At 62.8% G+C, this 22,596-nt stretch carries 20 protein-coding genes; 13 read left to right on the plus strand and 7 right to left on the minus strand.

From position 1 onward, the window contains the following. Window positions 1-30 precede the first annotated feature (30 nt). Window positions 31-1,218 (minus strand): MFS transporter, encoded by a 1,188-nt coding sequence (locus AC07E3_RS03520; RefSeq protein WP_478360311.1) that lies wholly within the window; start codon window positions 1,216-1,218, stop codon window positions 31-33. A gap of 122 nt (window positions 1,219-1,340) precedes the next feature. On the opposite strand from AC07E3_RS03520, the gene AC07E3_RS03525 reads away from it, so the two are divergent. Then, window positions 1,341-2,249 carry a LysR family transcriptional regulator gene (locus tag AC07E3_RS03525; protein ID WP_478360312.1) on the plus strand — a complete coding sequence of 303 codons (909 nt, stop codon included), beginning with the start codon at window positions 1,341-1,343 and terminating at the stop codon, window positions 2,247-2,249. A 189-nt stretch (window positions 2,250-2,438) separates the two neighbouring features. After that, on the plus strand, window positions 2,439-2,765 hold the full coding sequence (locus tag AC07E3_RS03530; protein WP_322098565.1) for a hypothetical protein: 327 nt from the start codon (window positions 2,439-2,441) through the stop codon (window positions 2,763-2,765). Between the two features lie 4 nt (window positions 2,766-2,769). On the opposite strand, the gene AC07E3_RS03535 is transcribed toward AC07E3_RS03530, so the two are convergent. Then, window positions 2,770-3,432, minus strand: a complete 663-nt coding sequence (locus AC07E3_RS03535; protein WP_478360313.1) for a YggS family pyridoxal phosphate-dependent enzyme — start codon at window positions 3,430-3,432, stop codon at window positions 2,770-2,772. A 111-nt stretch (window positions 3,433-3,543) separates the two neighbouring features. Here AC07E3_RS03535 and leuS point away from each other — a divergent pair, with 111 nt between their 5' ends. The 3 genes from leuS (at window position 3,544) to AC07E3_RS03550 (ending at window position 7,877) form a co-directional block, all read left to right on the plus strand. Continuing rightward, on the plus strand, window positions 3,544-6,159 hold the full coding sequence (gene leuS, locus AC07E3_RS03540; RefSeq protein ID WP_478360314.1) for a leucine--tRNA ligase: 2,616 nt from the start codon (window positions 3,544-3,546) through the stop codon (window positions 6,157-6,159). A gap of 46 nt (window positions 6,160-6,205) precedes the next feature. Then, window positions 6,206-6,751 carry an LPS assembly lipoprotein LptE gene (gene lptE / locus AC07E3_RS03545; RefSeq protein ID WP_478360315.1) on the plus strand — a complete coding sequence of 182 codons (546 nt, stop codon included), beginning with the start codon at window positions 6,206-6,208 and terminating at the stop codon, window positions 6,749-6,751. Window positions 6,752-6,866: 115 nt separating this feature from the next. Continuing rightward, window positions 6,867-7,877, plus strand: coding sequence for a GNAT family N-acetyltransferase (locus AC07E3_RS03550; RefSeq protein ID WP_478360316.1), 1,011 nt, complete (start codon window positions 6,867-6,869; stop codon window positions 7,875-7,877). A gap of 189 nt (window positions 7,878-8,066) precedes the next feature. Here the strand turns inward: AC07E3_RS03550 and fsa are convergent, their stop codons facing one another. Continuing rightward, entirely contained in the window at window positions 8,067-8,720 is a 654-nt protein-coding gene (fsa, locus tag AC07E3_RS03555; protein ID WP_090328692.1) for a fructose-6-phosphate aldolase, read from the minus strand. Between the two features lie 106 nt (window positions 8,721-8,826). Here fsa and AC07E3_RS03560 point away from each other — a divergent pair, with 106 nt between their 5' ends. The 8 genes from AC07E3_RS03560 to AC07E3_RS03595 all read left to right on the plus strand — a co-directional run bounded on the left by AC07E3_RS03560 (window position 8,827) and on the right by AC07E3_RS03595 (window position 17,974). Continuing rightward, window positions 8,827-11,013, plus strand: coding sequence for a primosomal protein N' (locus AC07E3_RS03560; RefSeq protein ID WP_478360317.1), 2,187 nt, complete (start codon window positions 8,827-8,829; stop codon window positions 11,011-11,013). Window positions 11,014-11,117: 104 nt separating this feature from the next. Continuing rightward, entirely contained in the window at window positions 11,118-11,513 is a 396-nt protein-coding gene (locus AC07E3_RS03565) for an AGROH133_08824 family phage infection protein (RefSeq protein ID WP_478360318.1), read from the plus strand. Window positions 11,514-11,739: 226 nt separating this feature from the next. Continuing rightward, on the plus strand, window positions 11,740-12,300 hold the full coding sequence (locus AC07E3_RS03570; RefSeq protein ID WP_336069957.1) for a F0F1 ATP synthase subunit delta: 561 nt from the start codon (window positions 11,740-11,742) through the stop codon (window positions 12,298-12,300). Beyond that, on the plus strand, window positions 12,300-13,829 hold the full coding sequence (gene atpA / locus AC07E3_RS03575) for a F0F1 ATP synthase subunit alpha (RefSeq protein ID WP_223005511.1): 1,530 nt from the start codon (window positions 12,300-12,302) through the stop codon (window positions 13,827-13,829). The genes AC07E3_RS03570 and atpA overlap by 1 nt, the downstream gene beginning before the upstream one ends. A gap of 12 nt (window positions 13,830-13,841) precedes the next feature. Then, complete coding sequence (locus AC07E3_RS03580; RefSeq protein WP_349365966.1) at window positions 13,842-14,717, plus strand: F0F1 ATP synthase subunit gamma; 876 nt, start codon at window positions 13,842-13,844, stop codon at window positions 14,715-14,717. Between the two features lie 23 nt (window positions 14,718-14,740). Further along, window positions 14,741-16,279 (plus strand): F0F1 ATP synthase subunit beta, encoded by a 1,539-nt coding sequence (atpD, locus tag AC07E3_RS03585; RefSeq protein ID WP_336069965.1) that lies wholly within the window; start codon window positions 14,741-14,743, stop codon window positions 16,277-16,279. 63 nt (window positions 16,280-16,342) lie between these two features. After that, a complete protein-coding gene (locus AC07E3_RS03590; protein WP_336069967.1) occupies window positions 16,343-16,747 on the plus strand; it encodes a F0F1 ATP synthase subunit epsilon in 405 nt (134 codons plus the stop codon). A gap of 381 nt (window positions 16,748-17,128) precedes the next feature. Next, complete coding sequence (locus AC07E3_RS03595; protein ID WP_478360319.1) at window positions 17,129-17,974, plus strand: M23 family metallopeptidase; 846 nt, start codon at window positions 17,129-17,131, stop codon at window positions 17,972-17,974. Window positions 17,975-18,044: 70 nt separating this feature from the next. Here AC07E3_RS03595 and AC07E3_RS03600 read toward each other — a convergent pair whose 3' ends face one another. The 4 genes from AC07E3_RS03600 to AC07E3_RS03615 all read right to left on the minus strand — a co-directional run bounded on the left by AC07E3_RS03600 (window position 18,045) and on the right by AC07E3_RS03615 (window position 22,582). Beyond that, on the minus strand, window positions 18,045-18,566 hold the full coding sequence (locus AC07E3_RS03600) for an RNA pyrophosphohydrolase (protein ID WP_336069973.1): 522 nt from the start codon (window positions 18,564-18,566) through the stop codon (window positions 18,045-18,047). 17 nt (window positions 18,567-18,583) lie between these two features. Then, entirely contained in the window at window positions 18,584-19,759 is a 1,176-nt protein-coding gene (locus AC07E3_RS03605) for a divergent polysaccharide deacetylase family protein (protein ID WP_478360320.1), read from the minus strand. A gap of 200 nt (window positions 19,760-19,959) precedes the next feature. Further along, complete coding sequence (locus tag AC07E3_RS03610; RefSeq protein ID WP_336069978.1) at window positions 19,960-21,285, minus strand: S41 family peptidase; 1,326 nt, start codon at window positions 21,283-21,285, stop codon at window positions 19,960-19,962. After that, complete coding sequence (locus tag AC07E3_RS03615) at window positions 21,275-22,582, minus strand: murein hydrolase activator EnvC family protein (protein WP_336069980.1); 1,308 nt, start codon at window positions 22,580-22,582, stop codon at window positions 21,275-21,277. The genes AC07E3_RS03610 and AC07E3_RS03615 overlap by 11 nt, the downstream gene beginning before the upstream one ends. Window positions 22,583-22,596: the final 14 nt, after the last annotated feature.

Below are 22,596 nucleotides of genomic sequence, written 5' to 3' on the forward strand. Positions count from 1 at the left end.
TTGCTCCCTGGTTGGATAGAGGATGAAAGGTCAGGATGTGGCGGGGTCGCAGACGGCTTCCCGCGTTGTGCGCCGGTGCTCCATGCGCTGAGCGGCGAAAGCGACAGCGAAAGCCGCCATGGGCACAAGGCCGGCGATCCAGATGACGGCACCAAGGCCCGGGCCGTGGTCGATCACCGCGCCGCCCAGCCAGGCGCCGATCGCATTGCCGAGATTGAAGGCGGCGATGTTGAAGGAGGAGGCGAGACCCTGGCCGGCGCCCTCGGCTTTTTCGAGCACCCACATCTGCAGCGGCGGCACGGTGGCGAAGGCGGCAGCACCGAACACCCCGATGGCGATCACGGCGCCGACCTTTTCGTGGACGGCGAAGCTCATGGCAAAGAGGACGGCCGAGAGCAGGGCGAGTGATCCGAGAACAGCCGGTCCGAGCCATCGGTCGGCGAATTTCCCGCCGATGAGGTTTCCGGCGATGAGGCCGCCGCCGAAGACGAGCAGGATGGGTGAGACCGCGCTTTCTGAAAAGCCGGTGATGCGTGTGAGGATAGGCGCAATGTAGGTGAAGGCAGCAAACACGCCGACCCAGCTCAGCACCGTTGTCAGAAGGCCGAGAAGCACTTGCGGGCGGGCCAGCACGGCGAGCGTGTTTCCGCTGTCGTCCTCACCAGCGGAAGCATCGTCGCGTGGAACAAAGGCGGCGATGATGGCCAGGGCTGCAAGGCCCACCAGCGTGACGGCCCAGAATGTGGATCGCCAACCGAAAGCCTGACCGAGCCAGGTGCCGAACGGCACACCGAGAATGTTTGCCACGGTGAGGCCGGTGAACATGATGGCGATAGCCGAGGCACGCCTGTCGGGGGAGACAAGGCCAGTGGCCACCACGGAGCCAACACCGAAGAACGATGCGTGTGCAAAGGCCGTCAGCACGCGCGCGGCCATGAGGGCCCAGTAGTTGGGCGCAAGCGCGCAGGCGAGGTTGCCGAGCGTGAAGATGACCATCAGGGCGATCAGCAGGGTCTTGCGGGACCAGCGCCCGGTCAGAGCGCCCAGGATGGGCGCGCCGGCCACCACACCGAGCGCATAACCCGAGATGAGCAAGCCGGCAGCGGAGATGGTGACGTCAAGATCGGCGCTGACCTCCAGAAGCAGACCCATGATGACGAATTCGGTAACGCCGATGCCGAAAGCGCCGGCGGTCAGCGCGTAGAGTGCAAGGGGCATGTCAAAGGCTCTTGTCGTTGCGGAAGGGCGAATTTGGATTGACCACTTGCGCTTAGATGGACGTCTGCCGATTGATGAATTAGACTTCGAAAAATAAAATCATCATGGAATTCAATTCATAAATGGCGCGTATCGACATAAACCGTTCCGGTGAGATCGAAGTGTTCGTGCGGGTGGTGGAATTGCAGAGTTTTTCAGCCGCAGCGCGCGATCTGAAGATGACGCCGTCCGCCGTCAGCAAGCTGGTGGCGCGGCTCGAGGCCCGGCTTGGAACGCGGCTGCTGCGTCGCTCCACGCGCCGGCTTCAGATAACCCCGGAGGGAAGCGCTTTCTATCAAAGCGGTGTGCGCATTCTGGCGGATATCCAGGCGGCTGAGCAGGAAGCTGCGGCGGGATCCGCGCCGCGCGGGCGCCTCAGGGTCAACTCGAACGTGCCTTTCGGCCAGAACCGGCTGATCCCGCTGCTTCCAGAATTCACGGCCCGTTATCCGGATGTGGTGGTGGATCTGGTGTTGACGGACCGGGTGATCGATCTGATCGAGGAGCGGGCGGATGTCGCCATCCGTGCCGGAGCGCTCGCCGAATCGAGCCTGATCGCGCGCAAGCTTGGTGATAGCGGCATGGCCGTCGTGGCCGCGCCTTCTTATCTGGAAGTACATGGACGGCCGGAGAGCCCGGCCGACCTTGCCGGCCACGCGTTGCTTGGCTTCTGCTTTTCGCGCATTCATGAAGGGTGGCCCTTCATCGGACCGGAGGGGCTGAAAAGCAGCATCCCGCCCACCGGCGGCACGCTTGTCAGTGACGGTGAGGCCATGCGGTTGATGGCGCTGGCGGGCGCGGGCATCGCCCGTCATGCCCGCTGGCACATCCAGCCGGACATCGATGCGGGGCGGCTGGTGCCGCTCTTGGAGGATTTCAATCCGGGCGATCGCGAAGGTGTCTATGCGGTCTATGTCGGACACGGAAAATTCCTGCCGACCCGCGTCCGGGCATTCCTCGATTTTCTGGCCGAGAAGGTCAAGATCGCCTAATTCGGGGCAGCCATTGTGCCTATATTCCTACCCCTTCGCCCCCGATGTAGACTGTTGCCTCACGGAACAGGGCGCCACGGGACCGGAACCGATGTGACCCGGTTGCCGCGCCGAGTGGCGGAAGGGGCAGCTATGAACGGGCTTGCGAGAGTATGCTGGATCACGGCTCCGCTTTATGCGGTGCTTGGGATGAGCTTTGGAATTTACATGGCGGCGTCGGGCGACCACACTCTGGCGCCCGCGCATGGACATCTGAACCTACTCGGATGGGTCACCATTGGGCTTTACGGTGCCTTTTACACGTTGGTGCCGCAGGCTGCGGAGGGGCGGCTGGCCAGATTGCAGGTGCTTCTTGCCCAGCTCGGAGTGATCGTCACGGCGCCGGGCATTGCGTTTGCGATCCTGGGAATGGGCGAGGGGCTGGCGAAAGCCGGCGCGGTGCTCATCCTGCTCGGAGCGCTGCTGTTTCTCATTATTGTCGTGCGCGCCACGGGGCGCTCAGCGGCGGGTGCCTGATCCCTCAGCGCGCGCCGAAGATCGCTGATCCGATACGCACGCTGGTGGCGCCGAAGGCGATGGCTTTCTCGTAGTCACCGGACATGCCCATGGAGCATTTCTCGACGCCGGCTTCGGCGGCGAGCTTTTTCAGCAGTGCGAAATGCGGGCCGGGGTTTTCATCGAAGGGCGGAATGCACATCAGCCCTTCGATGGCGAGGCCGTATTCCTCGCGGCAATGTTTGACGAAGGTGACGGCCTGGCGAGGGTCGATGCCGGCTTTCTGTTCTTCGAGGCCGGTGTTGACCTGGACATAAAGACGCGGGTGCCGATCCTGTTTCTGCATCTCGGTTGAAAGTGCGCGGGCGATCTTTTCGCGGTCGACGCTCTCGATCACGTCGAACAGGGCGACAGCATCGGCGGCCTTGTTGGACTGCAGTGGGCCGATGAGGCGCAGTTCGATATCGGGATGGGCCTCCTTTAGCGCGGGCCATTTGCCCTGGGCTTCCTGGACACGGTTTTCGCCGAAAACACGCTGGCCCGCCTCGATGACCGGACGGATCTGATCGGCCTCGAACGTCTTGGAAACGGCGACAAGCGTGACGGCGCCTGGAGCGCGGTCTGCAGCCTTTTCGGCGGCGGCGATCTTCGCTTTGACGTCTCGCAGATTTTCGACGGCGTGGCTCATCGGTTCGCTGATCCCTCTTCCAAAAAAGCCTCTTGGAGTTGACGCTTCGGCGAAACCATGGTGAAGGTCCGCCGACATCATTTCCGCTTCTTATCTTGTGAAAATCCGGCCATGGCAACCGAACGTTACAATCCCCGTGTCGCAGAACCCCGCTGGCAGAAAGCCTGGGACGAGGCAAAGCTGTTCGAGGCCAGCAATGATGACGGGCGGCCGAAATACTATGTGCTCGAGATGTTCCCCTATCCATCCGGGCGCATTCACATCGGCCACACGCGCAATTACACGATGGGCGACGTGGTGGCGCGCTACAAGCGCGCCAGGGGCTACAATGTTCTGCACCCGATGGGCTGGGACGCGTTCGGCATGCCGGCGGAAAACGCGGCGATGCAGAACAAGGTGCACCCCAAGGAGTGGACCTATCAGAACATCGCGGTGATGCGCGATCAGCTGAAGACGTTCGGTCTGTCGCTCGACTGGAGCCGCGAGTTCGCCACCTGTGACGTGGATTACTATCACCGCCAGCAGATGCTGTTTGTCGATTTCTTCGAGAAGGGGCTGGTGACGCGCAAGACCTCCAAGGTCAACTGGGATCCGGTGGATCAGACCGTGCTTGCCAACGAGCAGGTGATCGACGGTCGCGGCTGGCGCTCTGGCGCGGAAGTCGAGCAGCGCGAGCTGGCGCAGTGGTTCTTCAAGATCACCGATTACGCGCAGGACCTGGTCGATGCCATCGACGATCTGGACCAGTGGCCGGAAAAGGTGCGCCTGATGCAGCGCAACTGGATCGGCCGTTCGGAAGGCATGCTGATCCGCTGGGCTCTGGCCGAAGAGACGGCGCCTGAGGGCGTGAACGAGCTGGAGGTCTACACGACCCGGCCCGACACGCTGTTCGGCGCGTCCTTCATGGCGATTGCCGCCGATCATCCGCTGGCGAAGACACTGGCCGCCGACAAGGCCGAGCTTGCCGCATTCTGCGAAGAGTGCCGCCGCATGGGCACCTCGGCTGCGGCGCTGGAGACGGCGGAGAAGAAGGGTTTCGACACGGGCGTGCGCGTGCGCCATCCCTTCGATCCGGAATGGACGCTGCCGGTCTATGTCGCCAATTTCGTGCTGATGGACTACGGCACGGGCGCGATTTTCGGCTGCCCCTCGGGCGATCAGCGCGATCTGGATTTCGCCAACAAATACGGCCTGCCGGTGACGCCGGTTGTGATGCCGGAAGGTGCGGATGCCGCGACCTTCCAGATCACCGAAGAGGCATTCACCGATGATGGCGTGATGATCAATTCGCGCTTTCTCGACGGCATGAAGCCGAAGGCGGCGTTCGAGGAAGTGGCCAACCGCCTCTCCTCCGAGACGATCAATGGCCGCCCGGTGGGCGAGCGCAAGGTGAACTTCCGCCTGCGTGACTGGGGCGTTTCGCGCCAGCGTTACTGGGGCTGCCCGATCCCGATGATCCACTGCGACGATTGCGGTGTGGTGCCGGTGCCGAAGGCCGACATGCCGGTCAAGCTGCCCGACGACATCGAGTTCGACCGTCCCGGAAATCCGCTCGACCGCCACCCGACCTGGAAGCATGTGAAGTGCCCGAAATGCGGTGCGGATGCGCGGCGCGAGACGGACACGATGGACACATTCGTCGATTCGTCGTGGTATTTCGCGCGCTTCACCGCACCGTGGGAGAACGACCCGACCAACCCGAAGGCCGCCAATGAGTGGCTGCCGGTCGACCAGTATATCGGCGGCATCGAGCATGCGATCCTGCATCTGCTCTATTCGCGCTTCTTTGCCCGCGCCATGAGCGCGACGGGCCATCTGGATGTGGCCGAGCCCTTCAAGGGCCTGTTCACGCAGGGCATGGTGGTGCACGAGACCTATCGTGCACCCGATGGCCGCTGGCTGGCTCCGAACGAGGTGGAGATCGCGGGTTCCGGCGATGGCCGCAAGGCGGTGGAGATCGCCACGGGTGAGCCTGCATCGATCGGCTCGCTCGAGAAAATGTCGAAGTCCAAGAAGAACACGGTGAGCCCGGAGGACATCATCGAGTCCTTCGGTGCGGATACGGCGCGCTGGTTCATGCTGTCCGATTCCCCGCCAGAGCGCGACGTGGAATGGACGGACGATGGCGCGACGGGCGCGCACCGGTTCGTACAGCGTGTTTGGCGTCTGGTCTCCGAAGTTGCGGATCATGTGCGTGGTGTGGCGCCGAAGGCGGCGCATGAGGGCTCTGCCGTTGCGACTTCGAAGGCGGCGCACAAGGCCTTGAAGGCCGTGGGCGAAGACATCGAGAAGCTGGCCTTCAACCGTGCCATCGCGCGCGTTCATCAGCTCGTCAACGATCTGCAGGAACCGCTGTCGGCGCTGGCCGGCGCGGACGACGCGGCGAAGGGCGCAGCGCGCGAGGCCGTCGACATCCTGATCCATCTGGTCGCGCCCTTCATGCCGCATCTGGCCGAAGAGTGCTGGGCTGCGATCGGCGGTGAGGGGCTGGTCGCTGCGAGCGCCTGGCCGGCGTTCGATCCGGCGCTGGTCGTGGACAATGAAATCGTCCTGCCCGTTCAGATCAACGGCAAGAAGCGCGGTGATTTGACAATTGCGCGCGACGCAGATCAATCTGCGGTCGAAGATGCGGTGCTCCAGCTCGATTTCGTCCAGAAGGCGCTGAACGGCTCTGAGCCGCGCAAGGTGATCGTCGTTCCGCAGCGTATCGTCAACATCGTTGCCTGATGCCGCGGGACCCGGATTGATGCTGTTTGGAAAACAGGGGGAAAGCTTGAACCCGACGTTTCGCGTTTCGCTTCTGGCCGGTCTGGCACTTTCATTGGCGGGGGCGTCCGGCTGCACGGTGCGCCCCCTGATGGCCACGCCGGATGTAACGTCAAGCGGCTATGCCTCCGTGCCCGCCCTGTCGTCCATCACCATTGCGCCGGTCGATACACGCTATGGGCAGGAGGTTCGCAACCACCTGATTTTCCTGCTCAATGGCGGAGCCGGCCAGCCCGCAGGCGCACGGTATACGCTCGATCTTTCCGTGACACGGTCGAGCTCCGCGGCGGCACGCGTGCAGGTTCGTACCGACAATGAGCCCACCTCCAGCCTCATGACGATGACGGCGGATTACAAGGTTACCGACAGCAGCACCGGCAGTGTGGTTGCAACCGGGCGCCGCCAGATTTCCTCGGCCTACGATGTGCCGCGACAGGAGTTCGCCGCGCTGCGCGCAGAACGCGATGCCGAAAACCGCGCTGCCCGCGAACTGGCAGAGCAATTGCGCCTGGCGCTGGGGCAGGACCTGGCGCGCGCGGAGAACGGATCATAACACTGCTGCCCTTCAGCGGTCGTGGGTTCGCTGCACATGGACGTTGTAATCTTGCATTCGTGTCATTGCGTCGTCACAGTATTCGGTGAAACAGCCTGTGAGGCGTGATCTCTGAATGTTGCGCTATTTCCGTGGAAGCTCATCTTCCGACAAGTCGAAGGAGCGGAATGACGGTGATGACGAGAACCGAAATGCTGCAGGGGGCACTTCGTCCATGGCTCTGCACACGACGCTGACCTCGGTCGCTGCGGTTCTTGGCAGCCGCGTTCTGGGACGCGACGTCTATGCGCCCGAAACGCCGCATGTGGTCGATCAACTGATTGCCGAGCGCACCACGCATCTTTCGCAGAATATGCTGTGGCCTCTGGCCCAGCCCTTTCTCTACCGCTTTCTGCACTATCGGCAGGCTGTGATAATGGCCGACGAGGTCGCCGAATTATCCGGCCGGGATGCCTTCGCCTATATCAGCCGGCTTCTTTCGCTGGAAATTTCGGCAAGCGGGCTGGAGCATATCCCGGCTTCAGGCGGCTTCATTCTTGCGCCGAATCACCCGACGGGCATTGCCGACGGCATCGCCGTCTATGACATGATGAAGGTCGTTCGTTCGGACATGGCGATTTTCGCGAATCGGGATGCCCTGCGTGTGAACCCGCGCTTTCGCGATCTGATCATACCGGTGGAATGGCGCGCGAGGGAGAAATCCCACGCCAAAAGCCGCGATACGCTGGAAATGACGGCCAAGGCCTTCAATGCCGAAAAGGCGATCATCCTGTTTCCCTCGGGGCGCATTGCCTACTGGAACAAGGACAAGCTGACCGAACGCCCCTGGCAGCCTTCCGTGGTCGCACTGGCGCGGCGCTATCAGGTGCCGGTCATTCCAATGAACATGACGGCGCGCAATTCGGGCCTGTTCTATCTGCTCTCGCGCTATTCGACAGAACTGCGCGACATGACGCTGTTCCACGAGCTTCTGAACAAGAAGGGCCGGGCGATCAGCATGGTGATCGGCAAGCCGATCATGCCGGACGCGCTGGGTGAGGGTGAGCCGGCGGATGTGGCCGCGCGTCTTCAGGAGCACACGGTGCACCGGCTGCGCGAAGACCCGGACGCGACCTTTGAAGGTTAGCGGCCGAAGGTTAGCGGCACGTATGCCCATGGGCGTGCGACGTTAGAAATCAGTTTTCGGAGAAGAAGGGCGCGCATGCTGTTGTTGCTGGCGCTGGCCCCTCATCCTTACCTTCTCCCCGCGGGCGGGGAGAAGGGGCGTCTGTGTCGGTGCAAATCTTGCACCGAGGTTACTTCCGGCTGTTTAGCCTCAGCCGATCTTCTGGCCGGTTTTCGCCCAGTCGGCGAGGAAGGCTTCAAGGCCCTTGTCGGTGAGCGGGTGCTTGACCAGCGCCTTCAAAACGGACGGCGGGACGGTTGCCACGTCGGAGCCGATCAGGGCGGCCTGCTTCACATGGTTTACGGTGCGGATGGAAGCGGCGAGGATCTCGGTGCCGAAATCGTAATTGTCGTAGATCGTGCGAATCTCCGCGATCAGGTCCATGCCATCGATGCCCATGTCGTCGAGACGACCGATGAAGGGCGAGATGAAGGTTGCACCGGCCTTGGCGGCAAGCAGCGCCTGGTTTGCCGAGAAGCAGAGCGTGACATTGACGAGGCGGCCTGAAGAGGTGATCGCCTTACAGGCCTTGAGGCCGTCCATGGTGAGCGGCACCTTGATGCAGATGTTGTCGGCGATCTTCGAGAGAACATCAGCCTCTTTCATCATGCCTTCGAAATCCGTCGCGGTCACTTCGGCGGAGACCGGGCCATCGACGATGCCGCAGATTTCCTTCGTCACTTCCATGATGTCGCGGCCCGACTTCATGATCAGCGACGGATTGGTGGTGACGCCATCGAGCAGACCGGTGTCGCTCAATTCGCGGATTTCATTGACGTCGGCGGTGTCGACGAAGAACTTCATGGCAAACTCCTTAGGCAGTCCGAAGGCGGGGATTGAGAGGATGCACACTCATCCTCCATATGTTCGGTCTTTGCTCTAATGCAAGAACAGGGCAAGGTCACGCCCGATGACAAAAGATTCGCCAATGAGCTCCGTTGTTCCGGTCATGGTGCCGATGCCGGCCGAGCGACCCTACTCCTATGCGGTGCCGGATGGCATGCGCGTGGAGCCGGGCTCGATCGTGCGCGTGCCTTTGGGGCCGCGCGAGGTGGCGGGGATTGTCTGGGACGGGCCGGGCGAGGCGGTGGCGGCGAAAAGGCTTCGGGCCATTGCCGGGGTCTTCGACTGTCCGCCGATCCCCGAAGAGATGCGCCGGTTCGTCGACTGGGTGGCGAGCTATACGCTTTCGCCGCCCGGTATGGTGGCGCGCATGCTGCTGCGTGCGCCGGCGGCGTTCGATCCCGAACCGCCGACCGAGGGGCTGCGGCTTGTGGAGGGCATGGGCCCCGACCGGCTGACGGCAGCCCGCGAACGCGTGCTGGAAATGGCCGCCGACGGCCAGGCATGGACCAAGGCGGGGCTTGCCCATGCCGCTGGCGTCTCCTCCAGCGTGATCGAGGGCTTGCGCACGCAGGGCGTGTTCGAAACGGTTTCGATCCCGCCGCGCCCCGTTGTGGCCGCGCCCGACCCGGTATTCGGACGCGCGACGCTGACCGACGGTCAGGCGGAAGCGGCGGATCGTTTGCGGGAAAAGGCCGGCACCGATGCCTTTAGCGTGACGCTGATCGACGGCGTAACGGGATCGGGCAAGACGGAAGTCTATTTCGAAGCGGTGGCTGCGGCGCTGGAACGGGGCAAGCAGGTTTTGATCCTCATTCCCGAAATCGCGCTGACGCAGGCCTTTCTGGAACGCTTTCACGACCGGTTCGGTGCGAAGCCCGCCGAATGGCACTCCGACCTTGCGCCGAAGAAACGCGAGCGGGTCTGGCGGCAGGTCGCGGAAGGGCAATTGCGCGTGGTGGCGGGTGCGCGCTCGGCGCTTTTCCTGCCCTTTCGCGAGCTTGGCCTGATCGTGATCGATGAGGAGCACGATCCGGCCTACAAGCAGGAAGACCGTGTTTTCTACAATGCGCGCGACATGGGCGTGGTGCGGGGGCATATCGGCGGCTTTCCGGTGGTGCTTGCGTCTGCAACGCCATCGCTTGAAAGCCGGGTCAATGCCAATCAGGGCCGCTATGAGCGGATCGTGCTTTCCTCGCGCTTTGCCGATGCGGCGTTGCCGGATCTTGCCACCATAGACATGCGCAAGGCGGCGCCAGAGCGTGGCGGGTTTCTCTCGCCGGTGCTCATCGAGGAGATGAAGAAGACGCTGGCGCGGGGCGAGCAGTCGCTTCTGTTCCTGAACAGACGCGGCTATGCGCCGCTCACGCTGTGCCGGGTGTGCGGGCATCGGTTTCAATGTCCGGACTGTTCGAGCTGGCTGGTGGAACATCGCTTTCGGCGGCAGCTTGTCTGCCATCACTGCGGCTACAACGAGCCGCGCCCGGAAGCGTGCCCGGAATGCGGCACGCTCGATCATCTGGTGGCCTGCGGGCCGGGGGTGGAGCGAATCACCGAAGAGGTGGATCAGCTTTTTCCCGATGCGCGCACCATCATGCTCTCCTCCGACATGATGGGGGGCGTGAAGCGGCTGCGGCTGGAACTGGAAGCCATTGCCAAGGGCGAGGCGGACATCATCATCGGCACGCAGCTTGTGGCCAAGGGGCACAATTTCCCCGGCATGACGCTGGTGGGGGTGGTGGATGCGGATCTCGGCCTTGCCAATGGCGACCCGCGCGCGGCGGAGCGCACCTTTCAGCTTCTGGCGCAGGTGACGGGGCGTGCCGGCCGCACGGGGCGAAAGAGCCTCGGCCTGTTGCAAACCTATCAGCCGGAGCACCCGGTGATGCGGGCGATCGTGACGGGAGATGCGGAGGCGTTTTACGAGCGCGAGACGGCCGAGCGGGAACGGGCGGGGCTTCCGCCATTTGGCAGGCTTGCCGGCATCATCGTGAGTGCGGCCACGCGGCAGGAGGCCGAAAGCCATGCACGCGCGCTGCGGCGTGCGGCACCAAGGGCCGATGAAGTGGATGTGCTGGGGCCAGCGGAGGCGCCGCTGGCGCTGGTTGCCGGCCGGCACCGGTTCCGGCTTCTCGTGCAGGGCACGCGCCGAGCGGACATTCAGGGCTTTCTGCGTGACATGATCAAGGCGGGACCGAGGCCGCGCGGCTCGGTGCGGGTGCAGGTGGATATCGATCCGCAGAGTTTTCTGTGAAGTGTGGCAGGTCCGCTATGCCGCGCGAGGGTTGAAACAGGATAAGAGAGCCGAAGCTTGAAATAGGCCTTTTTCGGGTCGCAATCCGCAAACGGGGGTTTCAGATGCAGTTCTCCTTTCCATGGCCGGTAACCCAGGGCGAATGGCTGGCATGGTCGGCGGCGGCGGTGACGATCTTCATCGGCCTGTTCGTCATGTTCATGCCCAGGCTGGCCCTGCGCCTATTCCGGCTGCAGCCGGCGGCGGAGCGCACCGAAATGCTGGTCGTGCCGCGCGCCATCATCGGCGGTTTCTACATCGGCTTCGGGCTGGCGGCGATGATGCTGGCGCAGCCCTTCATCTATCTGGCGCTGGGGGCGGCGTGGGCCGTGTCGGTTTTCGGCTGTGTGATCTCGATGCTCTCGGATGGTGCGAAGGCGCTTTATAGCTGGCTGTTTCTGCTCCTGTCGCTCATTCTGGCGGTGCTGCCGCTGGCTTTTGTGATGGGATTCGTCGCCTGACGGATCAAAAATGCGTCGAAACTGCGACAAAGCAGCCGGTTTGCCGGGGGCTATGCGTGTTGCGACTCTCGGAAGCCTGTGCTAGACGGCAATCGGCTTTCGGCAGAAGGGCATGTCCCATGTCTTTTTGCGAGGGGAAAAATTCAATCAGGTCAGAGATTTAGCCCGAGCCTGGCGCTCCAGCAGAAAATCTTGTGGCCTTCTAGGCGTGAGAGATGACCATCCCGTGGCACAATCTGGCTCCATGATTTCCGGAATGGCAGGGCGCTACGCTGGTTCGCTTTTCGAACTGGCGAAGGAAGCCAAGGCGATTTCCACAGTCGAGACCGACCTCGACCGTTTCGAGAAACTTCTTGAAGGCAGCGACGACCTGCAGCGTCTCGTCGAGAGCCCCGTGTTCTCGGCTGATGACCAGCTGAAGGCGATCAGCGCCGTTCTCGACAAGGCCAAGATCACGGGTCTGGTCGGCAATTTTCTGCGTGTCGTTGCGAAGAACCGGCGTTTGTTCGCCGTTCCGCAGATGATCCGCGCATTCCGCCACATTGCCGCAGAAGATCGCGGTGAGACGACGGCGGACGTGACCGCAGCACATGCGCTCAACGCGACGCAGGAGAAGGAACTGAAGGCCGCCCTCAAAGCAGTGGCCGGCAAGGACGTTTCGATCAACGTTTCCGTTGATCCCTCCATTCTCGGCGGGCTGGTGGTCAAGATGGGCTCGCGCCAGATCGACACATCGCTCAAAACCAAACTCAATTCGCTCAAGCTTGCACTGAAAGAGGTCGGCTGATGGACATCCGTGCGGCGGAAATTTCCGCAATTCTGAAGGATCAGATAAAGAACTTCGGCAAGGAAGCCGAAGTTTCAGAAGTTGGCCAGGTGCTCTCCGTGGGCGACGGCATTGCCCGCGTCTATGGTCTGGACAATGTCCAGGCCGGTGAGATGGTGGAGTTCCCCGGCGGCATCCGCGGCATGGCGCTCAACCTGGAAGTCGACAATGTCGGCGTCGTTATCTTCGGTAGCGACCGTGACATTAAGGAAGGCGACACGGTGAAGCGTACCGGCGCCATCGTGGACGTTCCGGTCGGTCCGGAGCTGCTCGGCCGCGTTGTTGACGCGCTCGGCAACCCGATCGACGGCAAGGGCCCGATCAAGGCAAAAGAGCGTCGCCGCGTCGACGTGAAGGCGCCGGGCATCATTCCCCGCAAGTCGGTTCACGAGCCGATGTCGACCGGTCTGAAGTCCGTTGACGCCCTGATCCCGATTGGCCGCGGCCAGCGCGAGCTGATCATTGGCGACCGCCAGACCGGCAAGACCGCCATCGTTCTCGACACCTTCCTCAACCAGAAGCCGCTCAACGACGGTGACGACGAGAGCCAGAAGCTCTACTGCGTCTATGTCGCCGTTGGCCAGAAGCGCTCCACGGTTGCACAGCTGGTGAAGGTTCTGGAAGAGCGCGGCGCTCTCGAATACTCGATCATCGTCGCCGCAACCGCTTCCGACGCCGCTCCGATGCAGTTCCTGGCTCCGTTTGCCGGCTGCGCCATGGGCGAATATTTCCGCGACAATGGCAAGCATGCCGTGATCGCCTATGACGATCTGTCCAAGCAGGCCGTTGCTTACCGTCAGATGTCGCTTCTGCTGCGCCGCCCGCCGGGCCGTGAAGCTTATCCGGGTGACGTGTTCTACCTGCACTCCCGCCTGCTCGAGCGCGCGGCGAAGATGAACGACGAGCAGGGCGCCGGTTCGCTCACGGCTCTGCCGGTCATCGAGACGCAGGCGAACGACGTGTCGGCCTACATTCCGACCAACGTGATCTCGATCACCGACGGTCAGATCTTCCTCGAGACCAACCTGTTCTTCCAGGGTATCCGCCCGGCTGTGAACGTAGGTCTGTCGGTGTCGCGCGTCGGCTCCGCAGCCCAGATCAAGGCCATGAAGCAGGTTGCCGGTTCCATTAAGGGTGAGCTCGCCCAGTACCGTGAAATGGCTGCGTTCGCGCAGTTCGGTTCTGACCTCGACGCCTCGACCCAGCGCCTGCTCAACCGCGGTGCACGCCTGACCGAACTCCTGAAGCAGCCGCAGTTCTCGCCGCTGAAGACGGAAGAGCAGGTTGCCGTGATCTTTGCCGGTGTGAATGGCTACCTCGACAAGCTGCCGCTTGGCGATGTCACCCGTTTCGAGCAGGGCCTGCTTTCGCACATGCGTGCGGATGGCAAGGACGTGCTGGAAGCGATCCGCAAGGAAAAGGCGCTTTCCGACGATCTGCGTGAGAAGCTCAAGGCACAGATCGACGCATTCGCCAAGAACTTCGCCTGAGGCTGAGCGAGCATGGCTTCCCTCAAGGAACTTCGCAACCGGATCGCCTCGGTCAAGGCGACGCAGAAAATCACCAAGGCGATGCAGATGGTCGCCGCGGCGAAACTGAAGCGCGCCCAGGAGGCGGCCGAGGCTGCGCGGCCCTATGCCGAACGCATGGGAACCGTGCTCGCCAACATTGCCGGCGCCGTGTCGGGAACCGACGCGCCGCCGCTGATGGCCGGCACCGGTAAGGACGACGTGCATCTTCTGGTCGTCGCCACGGCCGAGCGCGGCCTTTGCGGCGGCTTCAACAGCCAGATCGCCAAGAAGGCACGCGAGCACATCCGCGCACTTCTGCGGGACGGCAAGACCGTGAAGGTGCTCTGCGTCGGCAAGAAGGGTTACGACATCCTGCGCCGTGACCATGGCGACCTGATCATCGATCGCGTGGACCTGCGCGAGGTGAAGAAGATCGGCTTCGAGAACGCGCATGAGATCGCCCGTCAGGTGATCGGCCTGTTCGAGAAGGGCGAGTTCGACATCTGCACGCTGTTCTACTCCGAATTCCAGTCGGTGATGTCTCAGGTGCCGACCGCGCTGCAGATCATCCCCGCAGCCGTTCCCACAGAGGACGCCGGCGAAGGTTCGGACGCGGTGTACGAATATGAGCCGGATGCGGCTTCCATCCTCGCTGATCTCATCCCGCGCAACATCTCGGTGCAGATCTTCCGCGCGCTCCTTGAGAACGCAGCCGGTGAGATGGGCGCCAAGATGACCGCCATGGACAGCGCGACGCGCAACGCAGGCGAGATGATCGACAAGCTGTCGATCACCTACAACCGCCAGCGCCAGGCGCAGATCACCAAGGAACTGATCGAAATCATTTCGGGCGCGGAAGCGCTCTAACGGACCGAAGAGGTTAAACGAACATGGCCAAAGCAGCGACCCCGAAGACGGCGTCCGCGACTGCCGCAAAGAAGGCGGCTCCGGCACGCAAGACGGCTTCCACCCGCAGCACCGCAGCAAAGAAAGCAACCGGCGCGGCCGGCACGATCCGTCAGGTTATCGGCGCCGTGGTTGACGTGCAGTTCGAGGATAACTTGCCGGCGATCCTGAACGCGCTGGAGACCGAGAACCAAGGCAACCGCCTTGTGCTCGAGGTGGCGCAGCATCTCGGCGAGAACACGGTCCGCTGCATCGCCATGGACTCCACCGAGGGTCTGGTTCGCGGCATGGAAGTGCGCGACACGGGCAACCCGATTGCGGTTCCGGTCGGTGACGCCACGCTCGGCCGCATCATGAACGTGGTCGGCGAGGCCATCGACGAAGCCGGCCCGGTGAAGGGCGACGGCACCCGCGCCATCCACCAGCCGGCTCCCGACTATGTGGACCAGTCCACCGAAGCCGAAATTCTCGTCACGGGCATCAAGGTTGTGGACCTGCTGGCTCCTTACGCCAAGGGCGGCAAGATCGGCCTGTTCGGCGGCGCCGGCGTTGGCAAGACGGTTCTCATTCAGGAACTGATCAACAACGTCGCCAAGGCGCATGGCGGTTACTCCGTGTTCGCCGGCGTTGGTGAGCGTACCCGTGAGGGCAACGATCTCTACCACGAGATGATCGAGTCCGGCGTGAACAAGGACCCGGCAAAGAATGACGGCTCCACCGAAGGCTCCAAGTGCGCCCTCGTGTTCGGCCAGATGAACGAGCCGCCCGGCGCGCGCGCCCGCGTTGCTCTGACCGGCCTGACGGTTGCCGAGCACTTCCGCGACCAGGGCCAGGACGTTCTGTTCTTCGTCGACAACATCTTCCGCTTCACGCAGGCGGGTTCCGAGGTGTCGGCGCTTCTCGGCCGTATTCCTTCGGCCGTGGGTTATCAGCCGACGCTGGCGACCGACATGGGCGCCCTGCAGGAACGCATCACCACGACCACCAAGGGTTCGATCACCTCGGTGCAGGCCATTTACGTGCCCGCCGACGACCTGACCGACCCGGCGCCGGCAACCTCGTTCGCCCACCTGGACGCAACGACCGTGTTGAACCGCGCCATTTCGGAAAAGGGTATCTACCCGGCCGTGGATCCGCTGGACTCCACCTCGCGCATGCTCGACCCGATGATTGTCGGCGAAGAGCACTACCGGGTGGCCCGTCAGGTGCAGGAGATTCTTCAGCGCTACAAGTCGCTGCAGGACATCATCGCCATTCTCGGCATGGACGAGCTTTCCGAAGAGGACAAGCTCACGGTTGCCCGCGCCCGCAAGATCGAGCGCTTCCTGTCGCAGCCCTTCCACGTGGCCGAGGTCTTCACCGGCGCGCCGGGTCTGTTCGTTGATCTGGAAGACACGATCCGCTCGTTCAAGGGGCTGTGCAACGGCGAGTACGATCACCTGCCGGAGGCCGCTTTCTACATGGTCGGCACGATCGAGCAGGCTGTCGAGAAGGCCCAGAAGCTGGCAGCGGAAGCGGCCTGATCCAGGCAATGACCGGGAGGTTCGCACGAACCTCCCGCCTTCATGCCAAACCGGTAGGACACGATGGCTCAATCCTTCAAATTCGATCTGGTCTCGCCCGAGCGGCTTCTGGTTTCCCAGGATGTCGAATCGGTTGTCATTCCCGGCACCGAGGGTGAAATGACCGTCATGGCGACCCACGCGCCGACCATGACCAGCATCAAGCCGGGCGTGGTGGCCGTTGCTGCCGACGGCAAAACGGAACGCTATGTGGTTTTCGGCGGCTTCGCCGACATTCTTCCCGATAGCTGCACCGTTCTGGCCGAATCGGCAGTGCATGTGGACGATATCAATCGTGAAGACCTTGCGCGTCGCATCCAGGATGCCCGCGAGGATATCGAGGACGCCAAGGACCACGAGACGCGCCTGCGCGCCGAAGAGTTCCTGCATCAGCTAACGACGCTGGAAGGCGCTATCCTTCCAGCCTGATTGGCCGTTTGTTTGAGGGAAAAGCCGGGCCAGCGCCCGGCTTTTTTCGTTTGAGCATGTAACAGTCAGATGAGATTGCCGGGTTAGAGCATCGGACCGAAAAGTGGAATCCGGTTTTCGGGCTACTCCGATGCCCCATCAATAGTTTAGATCGTCCTTTGTGCGTCCGGATGGACGCACGGCGATCTAGAATAACGCGGACCGTGATCTGGAGCGATTTCGATGATTATGCGCAAGCTGACTGGCCTGTTGCCCGGTGTTGTCGCGGTTGCGACAGGCAGTAGCGTGTACGCTCAGGAACCGGATCTCCGGACACTGCAGCACGGCCGACACTTCACCGAGGTTTTTCAAACGGGTTCTGCGGAAGATGTCTGGTCACGGATGTCGGACAAGATGCAGGCCGCGCTTGGCAGCCTCAATCATCTCAAGGGCTTCCAGGCTTCGGTCAGGCTGACATTCGGCCCGCAGACGAACATTCTCGATGAGCGGACGGAGCGTCGCAGCACACTCCGCACCTATCGCCGTCGCGCCACCCATGCGAGCGGGGCGGATGTCGTCTGGCAATGGAGTTTTGGCCCTGACGATAATATCGAGGGCTTCTATGTGCGGCGTGTGCCCGAGGAAGCTGAGTCCGGGTATCTCAACTACGAAACACGCGCCGCGCTTCGCCTGCCCTTCGAGGGTGAGTGGTATGTCTTCTGGGGTGGCCGCACTCTGGAGGAGAACTACCACGCCGAGAACCCGGCACAGCGCTTTGCCTATGACTTCGTGGTTCACAAAGACGGGAAATCGCACAGCGGAGACGGGGCCAGGCTGACGGATTACCATTGCTGGGACCGTACGATCCTTGCGCCGGCAGACGGAACGGTGGTCGCACGCGTAGACGGTTTGCCCGATCAGGCCATCGGCGAGACGGACGCGCAGCGGCCGGCGGGCAATCATGTGGTGCTGGACCTGGGAGAGGGGGAGTTCGTGTTCCTTGCGCATCTGCGCCGTGGCTCGGTGACGGTCGAGGCTGGTGAGCGCGTGCGCAGCGGCCAGCAAATCGGCCGCTGCGGCAATAGCGGGAACACATCCGAACCGCATCTGCACATGCACATGCAGACCACGCCGGACCTCGCTGCCGGCGAAGGGCTGCCGGCCCAGTTCCGGAACTACAGGGCCGATGGCGTGTTGCAGGAACGCGGGGAGCCCGTGCGCGGGCAGACGGTGATCGTCGGGGATTGAGTGCCTGCCCAGAGAGAGCACGGTGATTTCAGGCTTGGCGGTCTCAGCGCATTGTTTTGATGAGACTGCTTCAGGGCGCCAGATGACGGAAGGCGTCGACCACGCTGTCATAGACCTTGCGCTTGAACGGCACGATCAGCTTCGGCAGGTCCGTCATGGGCTTCCATTCCCACATGTCGAACTCGGCCTCGTGGCCACCGGGCGGGGGGTTGATGGCAATCTCCGTATCCTGCCCCTCGAAGCGGAAGGCGAACCATTTCTGCTTCTGGCCGCGATACTTGCCCTTGAGCGCTACGCCGATGAGATGCTCGGGCAGATCGTAGGTGATCCATTCAGGCGTTTCAGCGAGGAATGAGACGGACTTGATGCCGGTTTCCTCGTAGAGCTCGCGATAGGCCGCTTCGCGCGGGTCCTCGCCCCTGTCGACACCGCCCTGCGGCATCTGCCAGAGCTGCGTTGCGCCGGACAGTTCGTCGGTATCCGGCTGTACGATGCGCCGGCCCGCCCAGGCGAGGCCCCTGTCATTCAGCACCATGATGCCAACGCATGGGCGATAAGGCAGGTCATCTGCGGACATGTTGTTCCTGGCCATTGCTGGGGGTTCCAATGCTATCGGGGCTGTGGGTCGGCGGCGAGGGCCGAGATCGGGACGAGTTCTATCCCGCGCGCGGTGACCTCGCCAGCCCATTCGGCCACGGTATCTATGGTTTCATCGAACGCCGAGCCCGTGCCGATGGCAAAGCCTCTGGCGCGGGCGATACGCTCCAGTTCGTCGAGTTTCTTCAGGATCTCGCCACGCTCTGGGCGGCGGCTGTTTCCGGTGGGGTCGATCAGCACGTCGGACGCGGCGAAGGGAACCCCTTCCTGAAGCGCGAGGTCCTGCGCAACACTGCGCGCGGATGTGCCGTCGTCGATATACATAAGCCCGCGCTTGCCCAGCTCGGCCATGATGTCGCCCATGGGCTCCGAATCGGCGGTGAAACGCCCGCCCATATAGTTCATGACGCCGGTATAGTTGGTGATGCGCGAAAGTGCCCAGCGCAGGCGGGACAGGTTTTCCGCGGGCGAGGCATCCACGGTGAGCGTGTTGCGGCCCGGATTGGGCGCGGGGTAGCCGAAGGGCTCCATTGGCACCTGCAGAACAACCTCGTGCCCTGCCTTGCGCGCGGCCTGCATCCAGCGGCCCAGACTGTTGCCGGCCGGCGCGAAGGCCAACGTGATTTCCGGGCGCAGCGTTTCAATCGCTTCCTGCGTGGTTGTCTGCGAAAGCCCCAGGCCGCCGACGATGACGGCGATCCTGGCGCCCCGGGTGCCCGACCACGAACGGGCATAGACGTCGAACGGGCGGCGGCCACCGGCATCGCGCACGGGCAACGGCCCCGTTTCCGATTCCTCGATCAGGGCCCGGTCGGGAAGATGTGCAAGCCTCGGGTGCTGCCCCATGGCCGAAGGATCGCGGATGACGATGACACCGTTGCTGGCGGGTTCTTCTGGGCCAAGACGCGTGATCGAGGCGTTCGGCGCGCCCTGTTCCCGCGCTTCCGCCGTGGGCTCCGGCGCCGTCGCTTCGGCAATTGTCTGCTCCACCGGCTCCGTTACGGCGATTGCCGAGGGCGTGCGGAACGGGCGGTCGCGCAGGGCAACGGCGGTGGAGACGCCGAGAATGGCGATCACGGCAAGGCTCACCAATATGCGTTCTGTGGTGAAGATGCCCCGTCGTTTCGGCTTTTCGGGCCTTCTATCGCGGCCAAGGGGCCGGTCTATGTCTCTGTTCCCCGAAATCATACCCACCCGTTACGATGGCCGAGGGCCAAGAATCCAGACCGGTCATCTCCTTCGCTGAAGGATTGCCGCTCCAATGTTCAGTCATTCCAAATTTCAGGCCGCGAAGCGCATCGCCGCGTGCGAAATTCGGTTTACCGGCGTGTTGTGTCGCCCGGATGTCATCGCCGGTTCGTTCGAAACCGGCGATGACACTTCGATACTTACTGATTCATGACCGCTTTGTCAGGATTTGGAGGAAAGGCGGGATCAGTTTTTTCGCCGCGGAGCAGTTCGAGCGCTGCATTGAGCTGCATGTCGTCCTTGGCATCCGGCGGGACATAGGCGATCGAGCCGGAACCTTCCTCATTCTCTTCCTCACCCTTGATGTGGCCGCGAAGGTCCGATTCGCCCCGACGCAGGTCGCGACCCTGTAACTCTTCGGGCAGCGGCTGATCGACCTTGATGTCGGGCGTGATGCCCTTGCCCTGGATCGATTCGCCGGACGGCGTGTAGTAGAGCGCGGTGGTGAGGCGCAGGGCGCCATTCTCGCCGAGCGGGATGATGGTCTGCACCGAACCCTTGCCGAAGGACTGGGTGCCGAGGACCGTGGCACGGCGGTGGTCCTGCAGCGCGCCGGCAACGATCTCGGAGGCACTTGCCGAACCGCCGTTGATGAGCACGATCACAGGCTTGCCGTTGAGCACGTCGCCAGGCCGCGAATCGAAACGGGCGATGTCGTTGGCCTCGCGTCCGCGCGTCGAGACGATCTCGCCGCGGTCGAGGAAAGCATCGGAGACGCTGACCGCCTGATCGAGCAGGCCACCCGGATTGAGACGCAGATCGAGCACATAGCCCTTCAGCTTGTCGTCCGGCACCTCTTTGCTGATCGTATCAATGGCGCTCATCAGGTCATCGAAGGTCTTCTCGGTGAAGGAGGTGATCTTCAGATAGCCGACGTCTTCTTCCACGCGGAACTTGACGGCCTTTACCTTGATGATGTCGCGCACGATCGTCAGTTCGATCGGCTTGTCCGCGCCCTCGCGCAGAATGGTGAGCTCGATCGGCGTGTTGACCGGCCCGCGCATCTTGTCGACGGCGTCGTTGAGCGACATGCCGCGCACTTCTTCACCGTCGATTGCGGAGATCAGGTCGCCGGCCAGAACACCGGCGCGCGAGGCGGGTGTGTCGTCGATGGGGGAGACAACCTTCACGAGCTCATTGTCCATGGTCACTTCAATGCCAAGGCCACCGAACTCGCCCTTGGTCTGAACCCGCATGTCCTTGGCGGCTTCGGGGTCGAGATAGGACGAGTGCGGATCAAGCGAGGTGAGCATGCCGTTGATGGCGCTCTCCACCAGCTTCTTGTCGTCGGGCGGGGTCACATACTGAGAGCGCACGCGCTCGAAGATGTCGCCGAAGATCGCAAGCTGCCGGTAGGTATCCGAACCAGCGGCGTTCGCCGAAAAGCCGCTCGTACCATGGAGAAGCGAAACCGCGGATGCGCCCACCAGGGCGCCGGCAAACAATAGCGACAAGTTACGTTTCATTTCCTGTCCTTCCAGAGTGTCCCGGAGCCCACCAGGGTTTAGGATCGATCGGTTTTCCGTTCTTCCTGAACTCGACATACAGCTCGGGTGTAACGTCCTCGGTCCCCGGGCCTGCGATGCTTGCCAGACGAGCTTCCCCCATCATGCCGATTGGTTCGCCCGCCAAAACGGATTGCCCCAGCCTCACGCTTACCTTATCCAGGCCGGCAAGCACGATATGATAACCGTCGCCGGCATTGAGTATCAATAGCTGACCATAGGAACGGAACGGCCCTGCGTACAGTACCGTCGCCCCCGCAGGTGCGGTAACGATTGCGCCGGATTGTGTTCTTAGAATGTCGCCCTGAAGTGGCGCGCCGGTATCGTCGTCTTCGCCGAACCGGGCTGCAAACTGGCCCGACACGGGCAGGGCCACCCCGCCGGTACGTTTCGCAAATGTCGCACCGGCGCCAAGGCGGTTTTCGGGCGAGGTCGGTTCGCTCAACCGCCGCGCACGCTCGGCTTCAGCCTTGCGCAGAGAGGAGATTTCCGTCTCGAGCGATCCGATCAGCTCCTGCAGGCTGGTGGCGCGCGCGGCCAGTGCCTCTGCCTGCTGCTGCTCGGCTGCCATGCGGTTCTCCGCTTCCTGCTGGAGACGCTTCTTTTCATCCAGAAGCAGGGCGAGCCGTTTCTTCTCCTCGGCCTGTTCGGTCACGGTTTTTTGAAGTTTGTCGCGCTCGCCCTCGATCGATGTGACGATGCGGGAAAGATCGCGCAGGTCGCCGATCAGGATTTCCGTTTCCGCGCGCAGTTCAGGCACGACTGCACCGAGAAGGATGGCGCTGCGCACCGATGCGAGGGCATCCTCCGGGCGCACGAGAATGGCCGGCGGCGGGTTCAGGCCCATGCGCTGCAGCGCGCCGAGCACCTCGGCCAGCACGCCGCGCCGGGACTGGAGCGATTCGCGCAGATAGCTCTCTTCATGCCGCAGCCTGGTCAGGCGCAGCGAAATCGTATCGATGTCCTCGCTGAGCTTGCGTTCCGTCTTCGCTGCCTGGATGAGGGCTGCCGTGATTGCGGCATTGTCGTTCTTGATCGTATCGATTTCGGCGGCGATCTCGGCCAGCCGCTTTTCGGTCAGGGCGATCTCTCGATTAACGTCCTGAAACTCAACCTGGCTCTTGTTGTGCTGGGTCTCCAGGACCTGAATTCCATCCTGTGCAAGGGCAGGGGCAGGGAGAACGCAGAAGACGGCCGCAGCAGTAGCGGCCGTCCTGAGACGGGCGAGATATGGGCGCGGCGCGAGCGCTTTCTTCATCCCTGGTCTGCCGT

Source organism: Nitratireductor lacus, assembly GCF_056431025.1.

Excerpts from the sequence above, each read along its gene's own strand:
- AC07E3_RS03610 (WP_336069978.1), bottom strand. The coding sequence starts at position 21,285 with ATGAAACGTAACTTGTCGCTATTGTTTGCCGGCGCCCTGGTGGGCGCA.
- AC07E3_RS03565 (WP_478360318.1), top strand. The coding sequence starts at position 11,118 with ATGCAGTTCTCCTTTCCATGGCCGGTAACCCAGGGCGAATGGCTGGCA.
- AC07E3_RS03580 (WP_349365966.1), top strand. The coding sequence starts at position 13,842 with ATGGCTTCCCTCAAGGAACTTCGCAACCGGATCGCCTCGGTCAAGGCG.
- fsa (WP_090328692.1), bottom strand. The coding sequence starts at position 8,720 with ATGAAGTTCTTCGTCGACACCGCCGACGTCAATGAAATCCGCGAATTG.
- atpD (WP_336069965.1), top strand. The coding sequence starts at position 14,741 with ATGGCCAAAGCAGCGACCCCGAAGACGGCGTCCGCGACTGCCGCAAAG.
- AC07E3_RS03525 (WP_478360312.1), top strand. The coding sequence starts at position 1,341 with ATGGCGCGTATCGACATAAACCGTTCCGGTGAGATCGAAGTGTTCGTG.
- AC07E3_RS03615 (WP_336069980.1), bottom strand. The coding sequence starts at position 22,582 with ATGAAGAAAGCGCTCGCGCCGCGCCCATATCTCGCCCGTCTCAGGACG.
- AC07E3_RS03605 (WP_478360320.1), bottom strand. The coding sequence starts at position 19,759 with ATGATTTCGGGGAACAGAGACATAGACCGGCCCCTTGGCCGCGATAGA.
- AC07E3_RS03560 (WP_478360317.1), top strand. The coding sequence starts at position 8,827 with ATGACAAAAGATTCGCCAATGAGCTCCGTTGTTCCGGTCATGGTGCCG.
- leuS (WP_478360314.1), top strand. The coding sequence starts at position 3,544 with ATGGCAACCGAACGTTACAATCCCCGTGTCGCAGAACCCCGCTGGCAG.
- AC07E3_RS03590 (WP_336069967.1), top strand. The coding sequence starts at position 16,343 with ATGGCTCAATCCTTCAAATTCGATCTGGTCTCGCCCGAGCGGCTTCTG.
- atpA (WP_223005511.1), top strand. The coding sequence starts at position 12,300 with ATGGACATCCGTGCGGCGGAAATTTCCGCAATTCTGAAGGATCAGATA.
- AC07E3_RS03595 (WP_478360319.1), top strand. The coding sequence starts at position 17,129 with ATGTCGGACAAGATGCAGGCCGCGCTTGGCAGCCTCAATCATCTCAAG.
- AC07E3_RS03530 (WP_322098565.1), top strand. The coding sequence starts at position 2,439 with ATGAGCTTTGGAATTTACATGGCGGCGTCGGGCGACCACACTCTGGCG.
- AC07E3_RS03520 (WP_478360311.1), bottom strand. The coding sequence starts at position 1,218 with ATGCCCCTTGCACTCTACGCGCTGACCGCCGGCGCTTTCGGCATCGGC.
- AC07E3_RS03535 (WP_478360313.1), bottom strand. The coding sequence starts at position 3,432 with ATGAGCCACGCCGTCGAAAATCTGCGAGACGTCAAAGCGAAGATCGCC.
- AC07E3_RS03550 (WP_478360316.1), top strand. The coding sequence starts at position 6,867 with ATGTTGCGCTATTTCCGTGGAAGCTCATCTTCCGACAAGTCGAAGGAG.
- AC07E3_RS03600 (WP_336069973.1), bottom strand. The coding sequence starts at position 18,566 with ATGGCCAGGAACAACATGTCCGCAGATGACCTGCCTTATCGCCCATGC.